The sequence below is a fragment of the Thermodesulfobacteriota bacterium genome (genome assembly GCA_026415035.1).
GTDB lineage: Bacteria > Desulfobacterota > BSN033 > BSN033 > UBA1163 > RBG-16-49-23.
The window spans coordinates 119,724-140,500 of sequence record JAOAHX010000005.1; the positions used below are offsets into that span (position 1 = coordinate 119,724).

Genomic DNA, 20,777 nt, shown 5'->3' on the forward strand with positions numbered 1-20,777 from the left:
CTCATGATTGATTTTCCAAAGGCAAGGGCCAAGATGGTCGAGGAGCAGATCGTCGAGAGGGGGATCAAAGACCCTCGCGTCATCGCTGCGATGCGGAAGGTCCCCAGGCACCTCTTCGTCGAGGAGGCCCTCCAGAATCAGGCTTACAATGACCGCCCCCTACCCATCGGAGAGAAACAGACGATCTCCCAGCCCTATATGGTCGCCCTGATGACGGAGGCCCTCGAATTGGAGGGGACGGAAAGGGTGCTCGAGATCGGTACGGGTTCGGGATATCAGACCGCGATCTTGGCCGAACTGGCTCGGGAGGTCTACTCGATCGAACGGATTCGCTCGCTGGCCCTCCGGGCGAGAAAGCGGCTCTACGACCTCGGCTACTACAACGTCGAAATCAAAATCTTCGACGGGACCTATGGATGGCCTGAAAAGGGCCCGTTTGACGCCATCATCGTCACCGCGGGTTCACCGGAGGTTCCGAGGCCCCTCTACGAGCAGCTCTCCACGGGGGGGAGGTTGGTCATCCCCGTGGGCGATGCCGAGGTCCAGGACCTCCTGCGAATCCGAAAGACGCCGGAGGGGATGAAAAAAGAGGATCTGGGCGGGTGCCGGTTCGTCAAGTTGATCGGAAGGTATGGCTGGGAAGAGGGAGAAGCCTTTTAGGCCCATGAGGATTCTGGCCATCGAGACGTCCTGCGACGATACGGGAGCGGCGGTCCTTCTCAACGGAAGGGAGATCCTCTCCAACGTCGTCTCCTCCCAAGTTCCGGTTCACCAGAAGTACGGTGGGGTCGTTCCGGAACTGGCCTCGAGGAGACACCTCGAAGCGATCGTTCCCATCGTAGAAGAGGCCCTCAGGGGAGCGGGGCTGACCCTGGAGGAGATCGATGCCGTGGCGGTTACGCAGGGCCCGGGGTTGGTGGGATCGCTCCTGGTAGGCCTCTCTTTTGCGAAGTCGATTGCCTTTGGCCGAAAGCTCCCCTTGATAGGGGTGAATCACCTTGAAGCCCACCTCTCGGCCATCTTTCTCGAGCCGAGGCGGCCGAGATTTCCTTATGTGGGGCTTGTGGTCTCAGGAGGCCATACGGCCCTCTTCCATGTGGAGGGGTTTGGAAAGTACCATCTCCTTGGCCAGACCAGAGACGATGCGGCAGGCGAGGCCTTCGATAAGGTGGCCAAATGGCTCGGGTTGGGTTACCCGGGGGGGCCGATCATCGACCGGCTGGCCTCCGAGGGCAACCCCAAGGCCATCCGCTTTCCGAGGGCCTCGATCTCGAAGGATTCCTTCGATTTCAGTTTCAGCGGGTTGAAGACCGCGGTCATCCAATACGTAAAAGCCCATTGGAATCCCGAAGAGGCCCTGCCACCCGGGGCAATCCAGGACATCGTCTCGAGCTTTCAGGAGGCGGTGGTCGATATCCTGATCAAGAAGACGTTTCACGCGGCCAGGCATCTCGGCGCAAAGCGGGTCGTCCTCAGCGGAGGGGTGGCCGCCAACCGGCGTCTCAGGCAGCGGATGGCGGAGGTCGCCTCGGATGAGAAGGTCCGCCTCTATCTCCCTTCCCCGGAGTTCTGCACCGACAATGCCGCGATGGTGGGAGTGGTGGGTTATGAGTACTTGAAAAGGGGCATCCAGTCGCCGCTTTCCCTTAATGCCTTCTCGAGTCTGGCCGTCTGACCTTAGGATCTCGACCAGGGCATCGATTCCCACAGGTATCGGAAATCGCTTAAGGGGGAGGAGAAAGAAGGGGCGATGACCTCGATCCGGCGGGAGCTTCGGCAATTCGGCCTTTCACCCAGGAAGGGGATGGGACAACACTTCCTCGTGGATCGGAGGGTCCTCGAAAGGATCCTCCGGACCGCAGAGGTTAGACCCGATGAGGTCGTCCTGGAGGTGGGGCCGGGGCTTGGGGAGTTGACGCTCGGCCTCGCAAGACTGGCAAGAAGGGTCATCTGTGTGGAGCTCGATTCAGGGCTTGCGGAGGTCCTCAAGCAGAAGGTGAAAGGGCTCTCCAATGTTGACATTCTCATAGAGGACATCCTGAAGACCGACTTTGAGGCCCTCTTCCTTCGGTTCCAAAGACCGCTCAAGGTGGTGGCCAACCTTCCCTACCAGATCTCCACTCCTCTCCTCTTTCGCTTCATGGAATCACGCCACCTCTTTTCCGACCTCACCCTGATGTTGCAACGGGAGGTGGTCGAGCGCCTCGTCGCCCCTCCAGGCGGAAAGCCCTACGGCGCCCTCTCCGTCCTCATCCAGTCTGTCTCCGAACCCTCCCTCCGTTTTGTCGTAAGGCCCTCCGCCTTCTTTCCTCCCCCGAAGGTGGAGTCGGCAGTCGTTCGGATCCTCTGGAAGGAGAGAACGATCCTCGACCGGGTGGGCGAGGAGTGGTTTCGAAGGGTCGTCCGGGCCTCCTTCGGATATCGAAGAAAGACCCTGCTCAACGCCTTAAAACGCTCCGATCTTCTCCCCTCGGGTTCGATCGAGCCCCGACTGAAGGCCATCGGCATCGACCCGGGGAGGAGGCCAGAGACGCTCACCCTCGAGGAATTCGCCCTTCTCGCCGAGGGGTTGAGAGGCCCTGAAAAATCGATTGAAAAAGGCCCAGGGAATGATTATCTTAAAGGTGATTTAAACCCAAGGAGATGAAAGACGAATGGATCCCGATAAATGGACGTTAAAAACCCAAGAGGCGCTTCAGAACGCCAAAAAGCTTGCGGAGCAGAGGAACCATCAACAGATCGATGTCGAACACCTCCTCTCCGCCCTCCTGATGCAAAAGGAAGGGATCGTCATCCCCATCGTCCAGAAGTTGGGGGCGAACCCGAATATGATCCTCTCCGACCTGGAGAGGGAGCTCGGACGGCTCCCGAAGGTGACCGGAAGCCGGGTGCAGGTCTATCTCTCGAGCCGCCTCCATGAGATCCTGAATGCGGCGTGGGCCGAGGCAGAACGATTGACGGACGAGTACCTGTCGACCGAGCATCTCCTCATCGCGATTGCCGACGAACGGGGGGGCGTCTCCTCCCAGATCCTCCAGAGGCACGGGGTGAGCAAAGATGCCATTCTCCGGGTGCTGCAGGAGATCCGTGGGTCGCACCGCGTCACCGACCAAACCCCGGAGGAGAAGTATCAGGCCCTGAAACGTTACAGTCGGGATCTGACCGAGGAGGCGAGGAAGGGAAAACTCGATCCCGTCATCGGCCGGGACGATGAGATCCGCCGGGTGATCCAGGTCCTCTCCCGGAGGACGAAGAACAACCCCGTCCTGATCGGAGAGCCGGGCGTTGGGAAGACGGCCATCGTCGAGGGACTGGCCCAGAGGATCGTCAAGGGCGATGTCCCGGAGACGCTGAAGAACAAGAAATTGGTGGCCCTCGACCTGGGGGCCCTGATCGCGGGGGCGAAATTCAGGGGAGAGTTCGAGGAGCGACTCAAGGCGGTGTTGAAAGAGGTGACGGCCTCGGCGGGAAACATCATCCTCTTTATCGATGAGTTGCATACCTTGGTGGGCGCCGGAGCGGCCGAGGGAGCCATGGACGCCTCCAACATGCTCAAACCCGCCCTGGCCAGGGGGGAGCTGAGGTGCGTGGGCGCCACGACCCTCAACGAATACCGGAAATATGTGGAGAAGGATGCGGCCCTCGAGCGAAGGTTCCAACCGATCTACGTGGCCCAGCCCTCGGTGGAGGACACGATCGCCATCCTGAGAGGGTTGAAGGAACGATACGAGGTTCACCATGGGGTGAAGATTAAGGATTCCGCCCTCATCGCCGCGGCCACGCTCTCTCACCGTTACATCTCCGACCGTTTTTTGCCGGACAAGGCGGTCGATCTTATCGACGAGGCGGCCTCCAGGCTCCGGATCGAGATCGACAGCGTGCCCATGGAGATCGACGAGATTCAACGGAGGGTGATGCAACTGGAGATCGAGAGGCAGGCGCTCAAAAAGGAGAAGGATGAGGCCTCGCTGGAGAGATTGAAAAAGCTGGAGGAAGAACTGACCCATCTGAAGGAGGAGGTCCAGAGGAAGAAACAGAGGTGGGAGCTGGAGAAACAGGCCATAACGCGCATCCATCAGATCAAGGAGCAGATGGAGAGGGTCCGGCAGTTGATGAAGGAGGCCGAGCGGGAAGCCGACTATTCGAGACTGGCCGAGTTGCAATATGGCGAGATGATCCATCTGGAGAAAGAGTTGAAGGCCGAAGAGCAGAGGCTTGCGGAACTCCAAAAGAGCGGAAAGATGCTCAAGGAGGAGGTGGATGAGGAGGATGTGGCCGAGGTGGTCTCCAAATGGACCGGCATCCCGGTTTCGAAGATGCTCGAGGGAGAGGTCCAGAAGCTCCTCCGGATGGAGGAACGCCTGAGACAGAGGGTGGTGGGCCAGGAGGATGCGATCGTGGCCGTCTCCAATGCCGTCCGGAGAGCGAGGGCGGGGCTCCAGGACCCAAACCGTCCGATCGGCTCGTTCATCTTCATGGGACCCACGGGGGTCGGAAAGACCGAATTGGCCCGGGCGCTGGCCGAATTTCTCTTCGACGATGAACAGGCCATGGTGCGGATCGACATGTCCGAGTTCATGGAGAAGCATTCGGTAGCGCGACTGATCGGGGCTCCGCCCGGATATGTCGGCTACGAGGAGGGGGGGTATCTGACAGAGGCCGTCAGAAGAAGGCCCTATTCCATCGTCCTGTTGGACGAGATCGAGAAGGCCCATCCCGAGGTTTTCAACATCCTCCTGCAGATCCTCGACGATGGGCGGTTGACCGACGGCCATGGGAGGACGGTCGATTTCAAGAACACGGTGGTGATCATGACCTCCAACATCGGCAGTCAATGGATCGTGGACTTGGGAGAGAAGGATTACGAGGAGATGAAACGCCGGGTGATGGAGGCGGTCCGGTCCCATTTTAAACCGGAGTTTCTCAACCGGATCGACGAATTGGTCATCTTCCGGAGCCTGGGGATGGAGGAGATCAAGGCCATCGTGGAGATCCAGATCAAGAGGCTCGAAAAGCGGTTGGCCGAGAAGAAGATCGGGCTTGAGGTGACAGAAAAGGCAAAGGAATATCTGGCCAAAGAGGGATTCGATCCCTCCTACGGGGCCCGTCCCCTGAAACGGGTGATTCAGAAGGAGATCCAGGACAGATTGGCGCTCAAACTCCTCGAGGGAAGGTTCAAGGAAGGGGACACGGCCGTGGTCGATTTCGATTCGAGGAGGGGGGAGCTGGTCTTCAGGGATCAGGGGGGCTAACTCAATAATTTTCTTGACAATAATCGAAAAAAGGGCTATACATACAAAAAACATGAAACCCTTGGGTACGAAAGGAGATGGTTCGTAGGCACGTAGCTCAGGGGGAGAGCGCTACCTTGACGCGGTAGAAGTCTGGGGTTCAAATCCCCACGTGCCTACCACTCAATTTTGAAGGAAGTGGAGCAAAAGCCTTTAAGAAGAAATTTTTAACACCCCAGCGGAAGAGGCATCATTCGATATTCGTTAAGGATGATGCCTCTTCCTTATTTTCATCGACCGGAGAGAATGGAGGAAAGGATCACCCTCACCTTCCCCAACGGAGAGAAGAGGATCGTCCCGAAGGGTTCGAAGCTGATCGAGTTTGCGGATCGGGAGGCCGTGGCCGCCCAGGTGGACGGTGCGCTGGTCGACCTCTCGAAAGAGATGGAGAAGGATGCCCTGATCACCTTCGTCTCAATCCACTCCAAAAAGGGGCTCGACATCTTACGCCATTCCGCCGCCCATGTCATGGCCCAGGCCGTCAAAGAGCTCTTCCCCTCGGCCAAGCTCACCTTCGGCCCCGCGACGGAGAACGGTTTCTATTATGATTTTGACTACGAGAGACCCTTCACCCCGGAGGATCTAAAATCGATCGAAAAGAGGATGGAAGAGATCGTCCGACAGGATCAGCCGTTCGTCCGGACCGACCTTCCTCGGGACGAAGCGATCGCCCTCTTTCAGGGGAGGGGAGAGCCTTACAAAGTGGAACATCTCCATGAGCTTCCCGATCAGGTCTCCCTCTACCGTCAGGGTTCCTTCGTCGACCTATGCGAAGGCCCCCATCTTCCTTCCACGGGGAAGATCCGGGCCTTCAAGTTGTTGAGCGTCTCCGGGACCTACTGGAGAGGAGATGCGCGCAATCAGGTCCTTCAACGCATCTACGGAACGGCCTTTCCGGACCCTAAGGGGCTGGAGGATTATCTCCAGATGCTTGAGGAGGCCAAGAAGCGTGATCACCGGAAGCTCGGAAGGGAACTTGACCTCTTCAGCATCACCGATGAGGCCGGGCCAGGCCTGGTGCTCTATCATCCCAAGGGAGCTTTGCTTCGGACGATCCTGGAGGACTTTGAGAAGAAGGAGCACCTGAAGCGGGGCTATCAGATCGTCATCGGCCCCCAGCTCCTCAAATTGGACCTCTGGAAAAGATCCGGCCATTACGAAAATTACCGGGAGAAGATGTATTTCACCAAGGTGGAGGATTCGGAATACGGCATCAAGCCGATGAACTGTCTGGCCCACATGCTCATCTACAAATCCCAGATCCGGAGCTACCGGGACCTCCCCCTTCGCTACTTCGAGCTGGGCACCGTTCACCGCCACGAAAAGTCCGGCGAGCTGCACGGGCTTCTACGGGTCAGGGGGTTTACCCAGGACGATGCCCATATCCTCTGCCGGCCCGACCAATTGCAGGGGGAGATCGATGGGATCCTCCAGTTCGTCGATGACGTGATGAGGGTCTTCGGATTCCAATACGAAATGGAGCTGAGCACCCGGCCGGAAAAGTCGATCGGTTCCGACGAGGATTGGGAGAGGGCGACCCAGGCCCTCCTTCAGACGCTCCAAGCCAAGGGGCTCCCCTTCGACGTCAACGAGGGCGAGGGGGCCTTCTATGGTCCCAAGATCGATGTGAAGTTGAGAGATGCCCTCGACCGGAGATGGCAGTGTGCCACGATCCAGGTCGACTTCGCCATGCCAGAGCGATTCGACCTCACCTATATCGGAAGCGATGGTGAGAAACATCGGCCTGTGATGCTCCACCGGGTCATCCTCGGCGCCATGGAGAGGTTCATCGGCGTCCTCATCGAACATTTCGCGGGCGCCTTCCCGGTCTGGCTTTCCCCGGTGCAGGCCATCCTCCTCACGGTCACCGAACGCCACATCCCTTATGGGGAACGGGTCTATCAACAACTCCTTCAGGGAGGAGTCCGGGTGGAGCGGGACTTCCGGAACGAAAAATTAGGGTTCAAAGTCCGGGAGGCCCAGATCCAGAAGATCCCTTACATGCTGGTCATCGGGGATAAAGAGGAGCGGGATGGGACCGTCTCGCCTCGGAAGCGAAGCGGGGAGACGATCGGTTCGATGACCCCCCAGGCCTTCATCCAACTGGTCGAAGCGGACTATCCGAGGCTGTGAGGGCCGGCCGGAGGCGGTCCTGAAATCAAACCTGGCTTAAGGGAGGTGGGAGTTATCATCAAAGATGTGAGGGTGAATCGGGAGATTCGGGCCAAGGAGGTGAGGGTCATCGATCCGGATGGCAAGCAGTTGGGGATTCTGCCTTTGGTCGAGGCCCTGCGGGTGGCTGCCAACGCCGATTTAGACCTGGTGGAGGTCTCTCCCAAATCCGATCCACCGGTCTGTCGCATCATGGATTTCGGAAAGTTCAAATACCAGCAGAGCAAAAAGGCCCAGGAGGCCAAAAAGAAACAGGCGACGGTCCACCTCAAGGAAGTGAAATTGAGACCCAAAACAGAGGAGCATGACCTCGAATTCAAACTCCGTCACATCGAGCGGTTTTTAAAGGAAGGAAACAAGACCAAAGTGACCATGATCTTCAGGGGGAGGGAGATCACCCACGCCGAGCTGGGCAAACAGTTGATGGAACGGATCATCGAGCGAACCAAAGAGTGGGGCAGGGTGGAGCAGCCGGCCAAATTCGAGGGAAGAAATTACGTCATGGTCCTGGCCCCCCAGACGCCAGGACAGAAGACCGGATAGAAGGCTTCGCGAGGAGGAAAGGAGGATTCCGTGCCAAAGTTGAAGACGAACCGGGGTTCGGCCAAACGATTCCGGGTGACCGGAACCGGCAAGGTGAAGACGAAGAGGGCGTTTGCCAGACACATTTTGACGAAGAAGTCGGCCAATCGGAAGCGGTCCCTGAGAAGACCCAAACTGATCGAAAAGGCCGATCTAAAGGGGATCAAACGATTGATGCCCTATCTTTGACCCTCCCTTCCAAAGAGGGGGAAGGGGCGGAAGGGCTGGCGGCCTTTCCATTGGAAAATTGACTGAGAAGGAGTTCGTCTCATGCCGAGAGCAAAGGGTGGACCGAAGACCAGAGCGAGAAGGAAGAAGATCTTGAAGATGGCCAAGGGGTATGTGGGAGGCCGAAGCCGCCTCTATCGGACAGCGGTCGATGCCGTCCACCGGGCCCTCGCCTACGCCTACAAGGACCGAAGGAGAAGGAAGAGGGATTTTCGGCGGCTATGGATTGCGAGGATCAACGCCGCGGCAAGGCTTCACGGCCTCACCTACAGCGGCCTGATGGATGCCTTGAAAAAGGCCCACGTCGAACTGGATCGGAAGATCCTGGCCGATCTGGCGGTGGCTGACCCCGGCGCCTTCTTGAAGATCGTCGAAAAGGCCAAAGCCGTCCGGGAGATGAAGCCTCTTCAAGCCTGAGAGCCCCTTTCTGGGCCTTGTCGTAGTGCACCGGAGCATCCCTCTGAGGTAGACGTCCTTGAGAGAAGAGCTGGAAAAGATCGCCGAAGAATCCCAGGCCCTCCTCGGTTCGGCTCAGACGGCCCGTGAGGTGTCGGAGATCCGTGTGAACCTCTTGGGGAGGAAGGGAAGGTTGACCCAGCTGCTCAAGCGGTTAGGAGAGCTTCCAGCCCCCGAGCGGAAGGAGATCGGGCGGAGGGCCAACGAGGTCAAGGAAGACCTCGAGGCGAAGATCGCCCAACGGCTCGAGAGGATCCTCCAGGAAGAGCGTGCGGCCTCCCTCAAGCGGGAGAAAATCGACGTCACCCTTCCGGGCCGACGGCTCGGCCTCGGAAAGAAGCACCCCCTGACCCAGACCCTCGAAGAGATCGTCCACATCTTTCTCCGTTTGGGGTTCGAGGTGGTCGAGGGACCGGAGGTGGAGCTCGACTACTATAATTTCGAGGCCCTCAATATCCCCAAAGGCCATCCGGCCAGGGAGATGCAGGCGACCTTCTTCATCTCTGAGGATGTCGTCCTCCGGACCCACACCTCCCCGGTTCAGGTGAGGACGATGGAGCTCAAGAGGCCGCCGGTTCGGGTCATCTGCCCCGGGGCCGTCTACCGATGCGACTCCGATCCGACCCATTCTCCGATGTTCCATCAGGTGGAGGGGCTGTTGGTGGACAAAGGGGTGACCTTCTCCGACCTAAAAGGGGTGCTCACGGTCTTCGTCCACCAGATGTTCGGAAAAGGGACTCGATTGAGATTTCGACCCAGCTTCTTTCCCTTTACCGAACCGAGCGCGGAGATCGACATCGAATGCTTTCTTTGCGATGGAAAGGGATGCGCGGTCTGTTCCCACACGGGCTGGCTCGAAATCCTCGGATCGGGCATGGTCGATCCGGCGGTCTTCCGATTTGTGAATTACGACCCAGAGGAGATCACGGGGTTTGCCTTCGGGATGGGCATCGAACGAATCGCCATGCTCAAATACGGCATCAGCGATATCCGCCTCTTCTTCACAAATGACCTGAGGTTCCTCAGACAATTCTGAACGTTCGACCATTAGGAGCAGAGCAAAGGGGTTTCTCCGATTTAGGGTTCAGGGAAGATGAAGGTCTCGCTCAACTGGCTCAGAGACTACGTGGACATTCGGCTCGACCTGAAAGATCTGGTCCATCTGCTGACCATGGCCGGCCTGGAGGTGGAATCGGCAACCCCCGTGGGCCAAGGATTGGAGAAGGTGGTCGTCGCCGAGATCGAGGCGATCCGGAAACATCCCAATGCGGATCGTCTCTCCCTGGTCCGGGTGAGGACTTCGGGCGAGAGGTTCTCCATCGTCTGTGGCGCCACCAATATCCGGGAAGGTCAGAAGGTGCCTCTCGCCCTGGTGGGAGCGAGACTTCCAAACGGCATCGAGATCAGAAGATCGAAGATCCGGGGAGAGGTCTCCGAAGGGATGCTCTGCTCGGAGATCGAACTGGGGCTCGGAGAGGACGCCACCGGTATCATGATCCTCGAGCCGCATCTCACCCCGGGGGTCCGATTGGACGAGGCCCTCGGGTTGTCCGACACGGTCCTCGACCTCAGCATCACGCCAAACCGCCCGGATTGTCTTTGCGTCATCGGGATCGCCCGAGAGATCGCCGCCCTCACCGGAGAACGCCTCCGGTATCCCTCTCTGGCGCTTCCGGACGAGGGGGATGAAATTCACCAGAAGACCTCTGTGACCCTTCTCGATCCGGACCTCTGCCCTCGTTATGTCGCCCGGCTGATCGAAGGTGTCACGGTCGGGCCTTCCCCTCGTTGGATGCAGAGCCGCCTGGAGAAGGTCGGGATCCGATCGATCAACAATGTGGTCGATGTCACCAACTATGTGATGATGGAGATGGGCCAACCTCTTCATGCCTTTGACTTCGACCTTCTCGAGGAGGGAAGGATCGTGGTCCGGAGGGCCCGCCAGGGCGAGACCTTTGTCACCCTCGACGGAGTTAAGCGGAGCCTGGACGAAGAGATGTTGATGATCTGCGATGGGGTCAAGCCGGTGGCCCTCGCAGGGGTCATGGGGGGGCTTAATTCGGAAATCCGCCCCCAGACCAGGACCGTCCTGCTCGAAAGCGCCTATTTTCACCCGGCGAACAACCGGAGGACTTCCAAGAGATTAGGGTTGGAGACCGAGGCCTCCTATCGGTTCGGAAGGGGTGTGGACTATGGAGGATGCCTCAGGGCAGCCGATCGGGCCGCCTCTTTGATCCGGCAGCTTTCCGGGGGCAGGGTGGTCGAGGGGGCCTTGGATGTCTATCCCAGACCGATTCGCCCTCCCTCGATTTCCTTGTCCCATTCCCGCGTCGGTCGGCTCCTCGGGATTGAGATCTCACCCCGGAAGATCGTCGCTTATCTGAGAAACTTGGAGATGGACGTTCAAGAAAACGGGGAAGGACGGTGGGTCGTCACACCTCCGACCTTCCGAAGCGACCTTGAGAGGGAGGTCGATCTGATCGAAGAACTGGCCCGTCTCGACGGGTATGATAAGATCCCTGTCACCCTTCCGACCGGCCCTCCCTCCTCTGAGGAGATGAGCCGGCAGCGGGTTCTTGAAGAGAGGGCCAAAGACCTTCTCGTCCAGCATGGATATCATGAAGTGATCACCTATAGCTTCACCTCGCCTTCGGCGCTCGATGGTCTCCATCTCCCTTCCGAGGACCCCAGACGCCGGATGGTCGCGATCCTGAACCCCCTGACGACCGAGATGTCGGTGCTCAGGACTTCCCTCATCCCAGGTCTGATCGAAACGGCCCGCTACAACCTCTCCCACCAGAACCGGAACCTGAAGCTCTTCGAGCTGAAGAAGATCTATCTGCCCCAGGAGGGCGAGAAGCTTCCCAGAGAGGTGCAGTTTCTCGCAGGGTTGGCCATGGGGATGGATCGAGATCCCCACTGGGCCTCGACCGCCCGGGAGATCGATTTTTACGACCTCAAGGGCTGCATCGAAGATCTCTGCGAGTTTCTTCAGATTCAAGGGGTCACCTTCCAAAAAACGGAGGAGATCCCTTACCTCCATCCGGGCAAGGCCTCCCAGATCCTCCTCAGGGGTGAGGCGATCGGGGTGGTCGGCGAAATCCATCCCGACACGTTGAGGTATTACGAGATTCCTGCGAGGGCCTACCTCTTCGAAATCGACTTTGAAGCCCTGGTCAAAGGGGTGACCGAGAAGAAGAAGGTTCAACCCCTCCCCAGATTTCCATCGGTCTTCAGAGATCTCTCCCTCGTCGTGGAGGAGGATCTCGAGGTGGAGAGAGTCGAACAGGCCATCCGCTCCCTGCAGCCGCCCTTTATCGACGAGATCAGACTTTTCGATCTCTACCGGGGGGCCCCGATTCCACAGGGCAAAAAGAGCCTCACCTATCGACTTCGATACCAAGCCAGCGATCGGACCCTGACGGATGAGGAGGTCAACCGAGTTCACGAACAGGTGATCCAGAGGCTAAGGGAGATCTTTCGAGCCGAATTGAGGAGTTGAAGCTTTTGGGGAAAGGAGGATGAGGCGATGACGAAGATCGACATCGTGGAGGCCATTTACGAGAAGGTCGGCTTTTCGAAGAAAGAGGTGGCCAGGATCGTGGAGACCATCTTCGACATCATCAAAGAGCATCTTCAGCACCATGACAAGTTGAAGATCTCGGGGTTCGGAAACTTCGTCGTCCGAAACAAGCGCTCCAGGCGGGGCCGCAATCCCCAGACCGGCGATGACATCGAGATCACCCCGAGGCGGATTTTGACCTTTAAGCCCAGCCAGGTGCTGAAAGCCAGCCTGAACCGGAGGGACCTCCAGCCTCAAGAACCCCAGGCTTCCCCGGAGGGAGGCGGCTTGGGATCATCCAGCTGAAGGGAGACTTCCATGGTCAACCCCTGACCGTAGTCCTTCACACCTGTTCGATGGGACAGGAGAAGGCCTTCAGCGAAGGGAGGTGAGCCAGCCGTGGTTAGATGGGTAGGGAAAGAAGAGGTAGAATCTCCTGCCTCGCAGGAGAGGCTCTTTTACCGGATCGGAGAAGTCAGCCGAATGACAGGGGTCAAACCCCATGTCCTCCGATACTGGGAGTCCGAATTCAAGGTGATCAAACCTCACAAAGGAGGCTCCCTCCAGCGACTCTATCGAAAGAAGGACGTCGACCTCATCCTCAAGATCAAGAAGCTCCTCTACGAGGAAGGCTACACCATCTCTGGAGCCAAAAGGAAGATCAAGGAGCTCGAGCGAGCCGAGCCCCCCAGGGTCCCATTGAGGTTGGTGGAGAGAAGGCCGAGGGAGAGGACCCAGGAACTGCTTTCGATCATCAGAGAAGAGCTGAAGGAGATCCGGAGGTTGCTGGAATAGAAGAAATTCGTCTGGACTTTTTCGAAAAAATTGAATATACTTTTCTCACGATTCCCAATTCTTGTTCGGGGCGTAGCGCAGCCTGGTAGCGCACTGGCATGGGGTGTCAGGAGTCGGAGGTTCAAATCCTCTCGCCCCGACCATCTTTTTTACCCCTGCTCATAGGATCTCCTCCCTTTGGTCCCCAATTCCCGGTCACCTTCCTCCCTTCATCCGTCGATCTTCAGGGTTGGGAAACCTCCCATCCCATTCGGAGTCGAGTAAAACGAAGAGGATTGTTGGGGGGGGGTTGGGATTGAAAAAGGGCGGCATCCTCCTCGCCCTCAATCCGGAAGTCTTTGTTGATGTCATGATGGGGATATGCTAAAATTTTTTCGATTCCATTTCCTTCGCCCTCATCCATGAAGCAGAGGCCGATTCTCTTGGTCACGAACGACGATGGCATCCATTCGAAAGGCATCCTCATTCTGGCCAAGGCCCTCCGGGAAGTGGGAGAGGTCTTCGTCGTGGCTCCGGACCGGGAGGAGAGCGCCATCGCCCATTCACTCACCCTCCATCGCCCCCTTCGGGTCGAGAAGATCAAGAGAAACTACTATGCCGTCGACGGGACGCCGGCCGATTGCGTCCATTTAGGGGTCAATGTCCTGCTGCCCCGCAGGCCCCAGCTCGTGGTGGCCGGGATCAACAAGGGTGGAAATTTGGGGGACGATGTGACCTACTCCGGGACCGTCTCGGCCGCTTTCGAAGGCACCCTTCTGGGAATCCCCTCCTTTGCGATTTCGTTGGTCGCCCGGAGCCATTTCAAGTTCGAGGGGGCGGCACGATTTGCCGTGAGGCTCGCCCGGTTCATCCTCAAGCACGGCCTCCCCAAGGATGTCCTCCTCAACGTCAACGTCCCCAACCTCAAAGAGGAGGAGATTCAATCCTACCGGATCACCCGTCAGGGGAGATGGGTCCATAACGGGAGCGGCGTCATCGAAAAGACCGATCCGAGAGGGAGAAAGTATTACTGGATCGGAAGTGGACAGTTCATCTTCGATCAGAAGAAGGATACCGATTTCGAGGCGGTCTCCCGATCCTCCATCTCGATCACTCCGCTCCATCTCGACCTGACCCATTATGGCTCCATCCGTCTTATGAAACAATGGAAGATTTGATCCCTCAAAAAGGGGGAAAGGGGGAAGAGATGAGGACGACATTGAGCGTCATCAAAGCCGACGTCGGAAGCATCGGAGGCCACATCCGGCCGAGCGAGAGGCTGATCCAGGCGGTCAAAGATTTCATAAACGAGAAGGGGAGGGGAGTGGTTCTTGACTCCTTCGTCAGTCACACCGGAGACGATATTGCGATCCTCTTCTCCCACACCCACGGCAAGGGAAGCGATAAGGTCCACGGCCTGGCCTGGGATGCCTTCGTCGCGGGGACGAAGGTGGCCAAGGAGCAGGGGCTCTACGGGGCCGGACAGGACCTGCTCAAGGATTCCTTTTCGGGAAACGTGAAGGGGATGGGTCCTGCGGTGGCCGAGATGGAGTTCGAGGAGCGGCCCAACGAACCCTTTCTCCTCTTCGCGGCGGACAAGACCGACCCGGGGGCTTACAACCTCCCCCTCTATCTCGCCTTTGCCGACCCGATGTACAATGCCGGCCTCATCCTCAGCCCCTCGATGAACAAGGGGTTTAAGTTCGTCATCATGGACGTCAATTATACCGAGGGCGATCGGGTGATCGAGCTCCATGCACCGGAGGAGCTTTACGACATCGCTGCCCTGCTGCGGGACAACCAGCGCTTCGTCATCGAAGCCATCTATTCGAGGAACACCGGAGAGATCGCGGCCTCGGTGAGCACGACCCGGCTTCACAATATCGCGGGCAAATATACGGGGAAGGACGATCCGGTGATGCTCGTCAGGGTCCAGGGCGCCTTCCCGGCCACGGGCGAGGTCTTGGCTCCCTTCAATATCGGCCATTATGTCGCCGGGTTCATGAGAGGGAGCCACACCGGACCCCTGATGCCTGTCAGGATGAACTCGACCATCTCCTACTTTGACGGACCGCCAGTGGTCTGCTGCATGGCGTTCTGTGTCCATGAGGGGAAGTTGACCGAGCCTGCCGATGCCTTCGACCATCCCTACTGGGACTGGGTGAGGGGGAACGTCTCCCGGAAGGCCACCGAAATGCGTCAGCAGGGATTTTCGGGCGCGGCCATGCTCCCCTACAACGAACTCGAATATGGGGGGATCGTCGAGAAGATGAAGGTCCTCGACCAGAAATTCACCGTGAGGAGATAGCCTCCCATGATCCAATTCGAACAGACCTTTATGAACTTTCTTCTCCAGCATCAGGAGAGGCACGGCCGAACCTACCATTTTCTGATCCTGATGGACGCCCTCCTCAGCGCAGGGAAGTACATCCAACACTACTACCTCACCGGGGCCCTGAAGGGATATCTGGGCTCGGCCGGTGGCAGAAATGTCCAGGGCGAAGAGGTGATGCGCATGGACGAGATCGCCCAGGAGATCACCCTTCACTATCTCAGGGCCTCGGGCCGGGTCATCCATGCGGTGAGCGAGGAGTCCGAAGGGATCATCGAGATGAACCCCGAAGGTCGATATTTTGTCTACTTCGATCCGATGGACGGTTCCTCCAATGTCCCCCATGGTCTTCCGATCGGATTCCTCTTCGGGATCGCGAAGCGAAATCTGGAAGGTCCAGAAGACGGACATCTCCGGCCGGGGAAGGAGTATATTGCCGCCGGCATGTTCGTCATCCCCACCGGGACCTTCACCCTGGCCCTCAAGGAGGCCGGGGCCTGGCAGTTTCACATCGATGAGACGATGAACTTCGTCCGACCTTCGAGGGTGATCCTTCCAGAGGACCCCAAGACCTGGGAGCTTTCCTTCAATTCGGCCAACCGGAATACCTATGCGCGGGGTGTCCAAAGGTGGATCGCCGAAAACGAGAAGAAATATGCCTTCCGGTATTTGGGCGCCCTGGCCGGGGACATCCATCGGCTCCTCAACAACGGCGGGATGTTCCTTTATCCCGCGATCGTCAACCATCCCGATCCCAAGAAGAATCGGCCGGAGGGAAAGCTCAGGCTGATGTATGAGGGGGCGGTGGTGGCCTTCATCTGTCGGGAGGCAGGCGGGGCGGCCGTGGATGAGACCGGGACGCCCATCTTGGAGATTCAACCCAGAAGACCCCACCAGCGGACCGCGCTCTACGTGGGTTCCAAACCCTTGGTGGAGGATATCGCAAGGGTTCTCACTGGTCATGGAGAAGCGCATCCCGGTCCTCTGTAATAAAATTTTCCCTTTTTCGACGTGCCCCTCGCCCATTTCCTCGAAAGGAGGACATCATGACCCAGAGAACCGTATCCCAATCCGATTTTGACAAGGCCCTTGAAATTGGCCGTCCCCCCAACGTCCGGAGGCTCTTCCCTCACTCCAGGGCCCTGATCGTGAGCGGCAAGGTGGTGGACCGGGCGATGAGGGCCAAAGGGAAGGCCATCGCCATGGCCGCCAATGCCCGAAATCAGCTCATCATCCGGGGCGTCCTTCTTGCGGCCCAGCGGGCCAATGCGCCGGTGATCATCGAAATCGCCAAATCGGAGGGAGGCACCAAGGCCTACTGCGCGGTCAATTACTGGAATATGGCGATCCTGGTCGATCAGGTCTGCAACGAGCTCGGGATCACCATCCCCGTGGCGATCCATGCCGATCATTATGGGATCCGAAACGAAAAAGACCTCGAGATGGCCAAAAGCGAAATCCCCACGCTCTTCGAGGCAGGCATGACCTCGATCGCCATCGATGCCTCTCACCTTCCGGACGATCAGAATTTGCTGGCCAATATCGCCCTCCATCCCTATGTCCCCAAGTGGGCAGGCCTTGAGACCGAGGTGGGCGAGATCAAGGGAGAGAGCGGGCTATCGACCGTGGAGGAGGCGCTCTTTCTCATCCAGGGCTTGAATGCCCATGAGATCTTTCCGGATTGGATCGCCTTGAATAACGGCACGACCCATGGCATCGAAGAGAAGGATTCGGGGATCCAGGTCCAGTTGACCGCGGAGATCCACAAGGCCCTCGAACCATATCAGGTCTCAGGGGCCCAGCACGGAACCTCGGGCAACAGCTCCGAGCGGCTCAGGCAGATCGCCCAGCAGACCCGGACGACAAAGGCCAATGTCGCCACGGCGCTCCAGATGATCTCCTGGGGGGTCCAGGTCAACGACTATGGAAATGCCATCCTGGACAAAGAGGGAAATTTCCTCAAGGTGAAGGACGCCGGCGTGGCCGAGGAACTCTGGCAGGAGATGGTGGCCTATGCCCAGTCGAAAAACTGGAAAAAGGGGGACTACAAGAACCTGAACCTCCCCTTTGAGAACAAGTTGATGGCCCAGCCCAGAGAGATCCGGGATCGGATCGTCAGGCAGGTAGAGGCCTTTGCCTACAAGATGATGACCGAGGTCTTTAACGCGACGGATACGGCCCCTCTTGCCATCGAGGCCATTCTGAAGGCGGGTTCCTATGACCTGGGGCCAAAGGTGGGCCGGATCGAAGATCCCGCGGAATGGACCGAGGAGAAGATCAGGGCGAAGGCCAGCCGGCTGCAGAGCGACAAGGGGGTTGCCGGAAGGTTTGACGATTGAGAAAGAACGGGGGACCAGGGATCCATGGCCAAACGCGTCTATATCGAGACCTATGGATGTCAGATGAACGAGCACGATTCGGCCCGGATCCTCTCCCTTCTGGAACGATTTCAATATGTGGAGACCAAGGAGCCGAAAGAGGCGGATCTCATCTTGATCAACACCTGCAGTGTCCGAAGAAAGCCGGAGCAGAAGCTCTACAGCGCCCTCGGGCGTTTCAGGAGATTGAAAGAGAAGAAGGGGACGGTCCTCGGGGTGGCTGGCTGTGTCGCCCAGCAGGAAGGGGAGAGGCTATTGGAGCGGATTCCCTACCTCGATCTCGTGATCGGAACCCATGCCATCCCCCGGCTCCCCCAGATGTTGGCCCGGCTGGAGGAGGCAGGGGAGAAGGGCTGCCAGACCGCGTTCGATCCTGAAGGACGGTATCTCGATCCGATCCTCCCCCAAAGGTCCTCCCCGGGCGTCAAATCCTTTGTGACCATCATGCAGGGGTGCAATCAGTTCTGCTCCTATTGCATCGTCCCCTTCGTCCGCGGGGAGGAGAGAAGTCGTCCCAGTCAGGAGATCGTCGAAGAGGTTCGGACCTTGGCCAGGAGAGGCGTCAAGGAGATCTGCCTCCTTGGCCAGAACGTCAATGCTTATGGGAAGGGTTCGAAGGATGGGGTCGATTTTCCCGAACTTCTTTCGAGGCTGAACGAGATCGAAGGGATCGAGCGGATCCGCTTCACCACCTCCCATCCCAAGGACCTTTCCGAGGCGCTGATTCAGGCCCATGGACGTCTCAAAAAGCTCTGTGAACATATCCATCTTCCCTTCCAATCCGGTTCCGACCGGATCTTGGAGGCCATGAACCGGGGTTATACCCGGGAATCCTACCTCGAAAAGGTCGCCCGACTGCGGGAGACCTGTCCGAGCATCGCCATCACAGCGGACGTGATCGTCGGTTTCCCAGGAGAGGAAGAGAGGGATTTCGAGGAGACCCTCGAGTTGGTGGAGAGGGTCCGGTTCGATGACCTCTTCTCCTTCAAATATTCTCCGAGAAAGGGGACGAGGGCCTCGGAGATGCCGGATCAGGTGGACGAGGGGGTGAAGCAGGAGAGGCTGATCCGCCTCCAGAGACTCCAGCGGGAGATCACCCTTGAGAAGAACCGGGCCATGGAGGGACGGATCGAGGAAGTCCTGGTGGAGGGGCCCAGCAAGCAGAACCCGAAGGATGTGACCGGCAGGACCCGCACCCACAAGGCGGTCAACTTCGAAGGAGGGCTTCACCTGGTGGGACAGCTGGTTGAGGTCAGGATCGTCCAAGGCTATGCCCATTCCCTTCGAGGCGCCCTCGTCGCCAACCCCACCTAAGAGTACCCCCTTGGGACCCCGCCTTTAGGTATGCTTCATGACGATGCTGGAGATGATGTTGGCCGCCTCGTCTCCGCGGTCGGCCGCGTTGCTGAGATGGCGATAGATCTCCCGCATCTTTAACATATAGACGGTATCGGTGCCCTTGAAGAGATCGGCGAGGGCCCGGTGATAGGCCTTCTCCATCTGATTTTCATAGGCCTTGGCCTTCACCGCATGCTCCGAGGCGATCTTGGGATAGTCTTTCAAAATCTTCACCGCATCGTTCAACTCCCGGGCAGCCTTTCGGAGGATGTTGACCATCTCGACGATGTGGTGGTCTCCCTGAACGCCGTAGATCTCCATCTCGTCCACCGTGGTGTTGGCATAATCGACCACATCGTCGATGGCGCGGGAGAGCTGGTAGATGTCCTCCCGGTCGATGGGGGTGATGAAGGTCTGATCCAGCTCCTGGATCAGGATCCGTCTCAGCTCGTCGGCCTCCCTCTCGATTTGGCGGACGAGGTTGGCCTTCTCCTTCGTCCCATCCTCCACATAACTGGCCAATGCGTCGAGCCCCTCGAGGCTTTTCGAGGCCTGGCGGGCGAGGAGATCGAAGAAGCGATTTTCGCTGCCGGAGAAGGGCCTTTTCCTCTTGAGAAAGTCGAAGACCATGAGTCGCTCCCCTCAAAATTTAGGATGCCCGATGCGGATCAAAGAGAACGTCAGCGCAGCCATCAGGGCCGAGGCCGGAATGGTGATGACCCAAGCCAAGAGGATGTTCTTGGCCACCCCCCAACGGACCGCGGAGAGCCTCTGGCCGGCGCCCACCCCCATGATGCTTGAGGCCACCACGTGGGTGGTCGATACGGGCCCGCCGACAAGGGCGGCCCCGAAGATGACGAGGGCGGAGGAGGTCTGGGCACAGAAGGCATGGACCGATCTCAGTCGATAGATCTTTGAGCCAAGGGTTTTGATAATTCGCCATCCTCCGCTTGCTGTGCCGAGGGCGATGGCCGCGGCGCAGCTGGCCACGACCCAGAAGGGAACCCGGAAGTCAGGGAGGAGGCCGAGGATGAAGAGGGACATGGCGATGATGCCCATCGATTTCTGCGCATCGTTGGCACCGTGGCTCAGGGAGAGGGCCAGGGAGGAGAGGATCTGGGCCCGATTGAAGAGATGAGCGATCCCAGGAGGGGCCTCCCGGGCCAGGTGAAAAGTGATCTTGAGCACCAAGGTCCCAAAGACCAAGCCCAACACCGGCGAGAGGATGAGGACGGAGACCACATAGAGGAGGCCTTTCCAAAGGATCTTGTCAGGACCGTAGGCGATCCACACGGCCCCGATCATCCCGCCCACCAAGGCATGGGAGGAGCTGGAGGGCAATCCCCAGGCCCAAGTGAGGAGGTTCCATGCGATAGCCCCGGTGAGGGCAGCGATGACCAGGGCGATCGAGAGGTCGACCTGTTTCGGATCGAAGGCGGACAGATCGACGAGGCCCTTTCCGATGGTCTGAGCTACGGCAGTTCCCAACAAGAAGGGCCCGACGAAATGGGCCACCGCGGCCAAGCCCAGCGCCCGTTTTGGGGGCATGGCGCCGGTGGCGATGATCGTGGCCACCACGTTGGCTGCGTCGTGAAAGCCATTCGAGTAATCGAAAAAGAGGGCCAACCCCACCATCAGGATGGCCAGGGAGAGGATTCCGTCTT

The 20,777-nt window shown here is 58.5% G+C and carries 18 protein-coding genes, 2 tRNA genes and 1 pseudogene; 19 read left to right on the plus strand and 2 right to left on the minus strand.

Annotation, left to right across the window (positions count from 1 at the left end; translation table 11 throughout):
• Positions 1 to 6: 6 nt before the first annotated feature.
• The 19 genes and pseudogenes from N3G78_05040 (at position 7) to miaB (ending at position 19,089) form a co-directional block, all read left to right on the plus strand.
• Positions 7 to 660 (plus strand): protein-L-isoaspartate(D-aspartate) O-methyltransferase, encoded by a 654-nt coding sequence (locus N3G78_05040; protein MCX8117285.1) that lies wholly within the window; start codon positions 7 to 9, stop codon positions 658 to 660.
• Between the two features lie 4 nt (positions 661 to 664).
• The gene (gene tsaD / locus N3G78_05045; GenBank protein ID MCX8117286.1) at positions 665 to 1,675 is read left to right on the plus strand and encodes a tRNA (adenosine(37)-N6)-threonylcarbamoyltransferase complex transferase subunit TsaD; all 1,011 of its coding nucleotides are present in this window, start codon (positions 665 to 667) and stop codon (positions 1,673 to 1,675) included.
• A 75-nt stretch (positions 1,676 to 1,750) separates the two neighbouring features.
• A complete protein-coding gene (gene rsmA / locus N3G78_05050) occupies positions 1,751 to 2,647 on the plus strand; it encodes a 16S rRNA (adenine(1518)-N(6)/adenine(1519)-N(6))-dimethyltransferase RsmA (protein ID MCX8117287.1) in 897 nt (298 codons plus the stop codon).
• 7 nt (positions 2,648 to 2,654) lie between these two features.
• On the plus strand, positions 2,655 to 5,252 hold the full coding sequence (gene clpB / locus N3G78_05055) for an ATP-dependent chaperone ClpB (GenBank protein ID MCX8117288.1): 2,598 nt from the start codon (positions 2,655 to 2,657) through the stop codon (positions 5,250 to 5,252).
• A gap of 86 nt (positions 5,253 to 5,338) precedes the next feature.
• Positions 5,339 to 5,413, plus strand: a tRNA-Val gene (locus tag N3G78_05060).
• Positions 5,414 to 5,537: 124 nt separating this feature from the next.
• A complete protein-coding gene (thrS, locus tag N3G78_05065; protein ID MCX8117289.1) occupies positions 5,538 to 7,424 on the plus strand; it encodes a threonine--tRNA ligase in 1,887 nt (628 codons plus the stop codon).
• Between the two features lie 54 nt (positions 7,425 to 7,478).
• Positions 7,479 to 8,006 (plus strand): translation initiation factor IF-3, encoded by a 528-nt coding sequence (gene infC / locus N3G78_05070; GenBank protein MCX8117290.1) that lies wholly within the window; start codon positions 7,479 to 7,481, stop codon positions 8,004 to 8,006.
• 30 nt (positions 8,007 to 8,036) lie between these two features.
• Positions 8,037 to 8,234 (plus strand): 50S ribosomal protein L35, encoded by a 198-nt coding sequence (rpmI, locus tag N3G78_05075; GenBank protein ID MCX8117291.1) that lies wholly within the window; start codon positions 8,037 to 8,039, stop codon positions 8,232 to 8,234.
• 81 nt (positions 8,235 to 8,315) lie between these two features.
• Complete coding sequence (rplT, locus tag N3G78_05080) at positions 8,316 to 8,690, plus strand: 50S ribosomal protein L20 (protein ID MCX8117292.1); 375 nt, start codon at positions 8,316 to 8,318, stop codon at positions 8,688 to 8,690.
• A gap of 58 nt (positions 8,691 to 8,748) precedes the next feature.
• A complete protein-coding gene (pheS, locus tag N3G78_05085; protein MCX8117293.1) occupies positions 8,749 to 9,765 on the plus strand; it encodes a phenylalanine--tRNA ligase subunit alpha in 1,017 nt (338 codons plus the stop codon).
• A gap of 57 nt (positions 9,766 to 9,822) precedes the next feature.
• Positions 9,823 to 12,231 carry a phenylalanine--tRNA ligase subunit beta gene (gene pheT, locus N3G78_05090; protein ID MCX8117294.1) on the plus strand — a complete coding sequence of 803 codons (2,409 nt, stop codon included), beginning with the start codon at positions 9,823 to 9,825 and terminating at the stop codon, positions 12,229 to 12,231.
• Positions 12,232 to 12,258: 27 nt separating this feature from the next.
• Positions 12,259 to 12,528: pseudogene (locus N3G78_05095) on the plus strand (integration host factor subunit alpha).
• Between the two features lie 162 nt (positions 12,529 to 12,690).
• Positions 12,691 to 13,086, plus strand: coding sequence for a MerR family transcriptional regulator (locus tag N3G78_05100; GenBank protein MCX8117295.1), 396 nt, complete (start codon positions 12,691 to 12,693; stop codon positions 13,084 to 13,086).
• A gap of 66 nt (positions 13,087 to 13,152) precedes the next feature.
• Positions 13,153 to 13,229: transfer RNA gene (locus N3G78_05105), tRNA-Pro, on the plus strand.
• 258 nt (positions 13,230 to 13,487) lie between these two features.
• Entirely contained in the window at positions 13,488 to 14,243 is a 756-nt protein-coding gene (surE, locus tag N3G78_05110; GenBank protein ID MCX8117296.1) for a 5'/3'-nucleotidase SurE, read from the plus strand.
• A gap of 29 nt (positions 14,244 to 14,272) precedes the next feature.
• Entirely contained in the window at positions 14,273 to 15,373 is a 1,101-nt protein-coding gene (gene fbp / locus N3G78_05115) for a fructose-1,6-bisphosphate aldolase/phosphatase (GenBank protein MCX8117297.1), read from the plus strand.
• A gap of 6 nt (positions 15,374 to 15,379) precedes the next feature.
• Complete coding sequence (locus tag N3G78_05120; GenBank protein MCX8117298.1) at positions 15,380 to 16,387, plus strand: fructose-1,6-bisphosphatase; 1,008 nt, start codon at positions 15,380 to 15,382, stop codon at positions 16,385 to 16,387.
• 56 nt (positions 16,388 to 16,443) lie between these two features.
• Positions 16,444 to 17,736, plus strand: coding sequence for a class II fructose-bisphosphate aldolase (locus N3G78_05125; protein ID MCX8117299.1), 1,293 nt, complete (start codon positions 16,444 to 16,446; stop codon positions 17,734 to 17,736).
• Between the two features lie 24 nt (positions 17,737 to 17,760).
• Positions 17,761 to 19,089: a tRNA (N6-isopentenyl adenosine(37)-C2)-methylthiotransferase MiaB gene (gene miaB / locus N3G78_05130; protein ID MCX8117300.1), complete on the plus strand. Its 1,329-nt coding sequence runs from the start codon at positions 17,761 to 17,763 to the stop codon at positions 19,087 to 19,089.
• Positions 19,090 to 19,113: 24 nt separating this feature from the next.
• Here miaB and N3G78_05135 read toward each other — a convergent pair whose 3' ends face one another.
• Both N3G78_05135 and N3G78_05140 read right to left on the minus strand, forming a co-directional pair.
• Complete coding sequence (locus tag N3G78_05135) at positions 19,114 to 19,743, minus strand: DUF47 family protein (protein MCX8117301.1); 630 nt, start codon at positions 19,741 to 19,743, stop codon at positions 19,114 to 19,116.
• Between the two features lie 12 nt (positions 19,744 to 19,755).
• Positions 19,756 to 20,748, minus strand: a complete 993-nt coding sequence (locus N3G78_05140; protein MCX8117302.1) for an inorganic phosphate transporter — start codon at positions 20,746 to 20,748, stop codon at positions 19,756 to 19,758.
• Positions 20,749 to 20,777 lie beyond the last annotated feature (29 nt).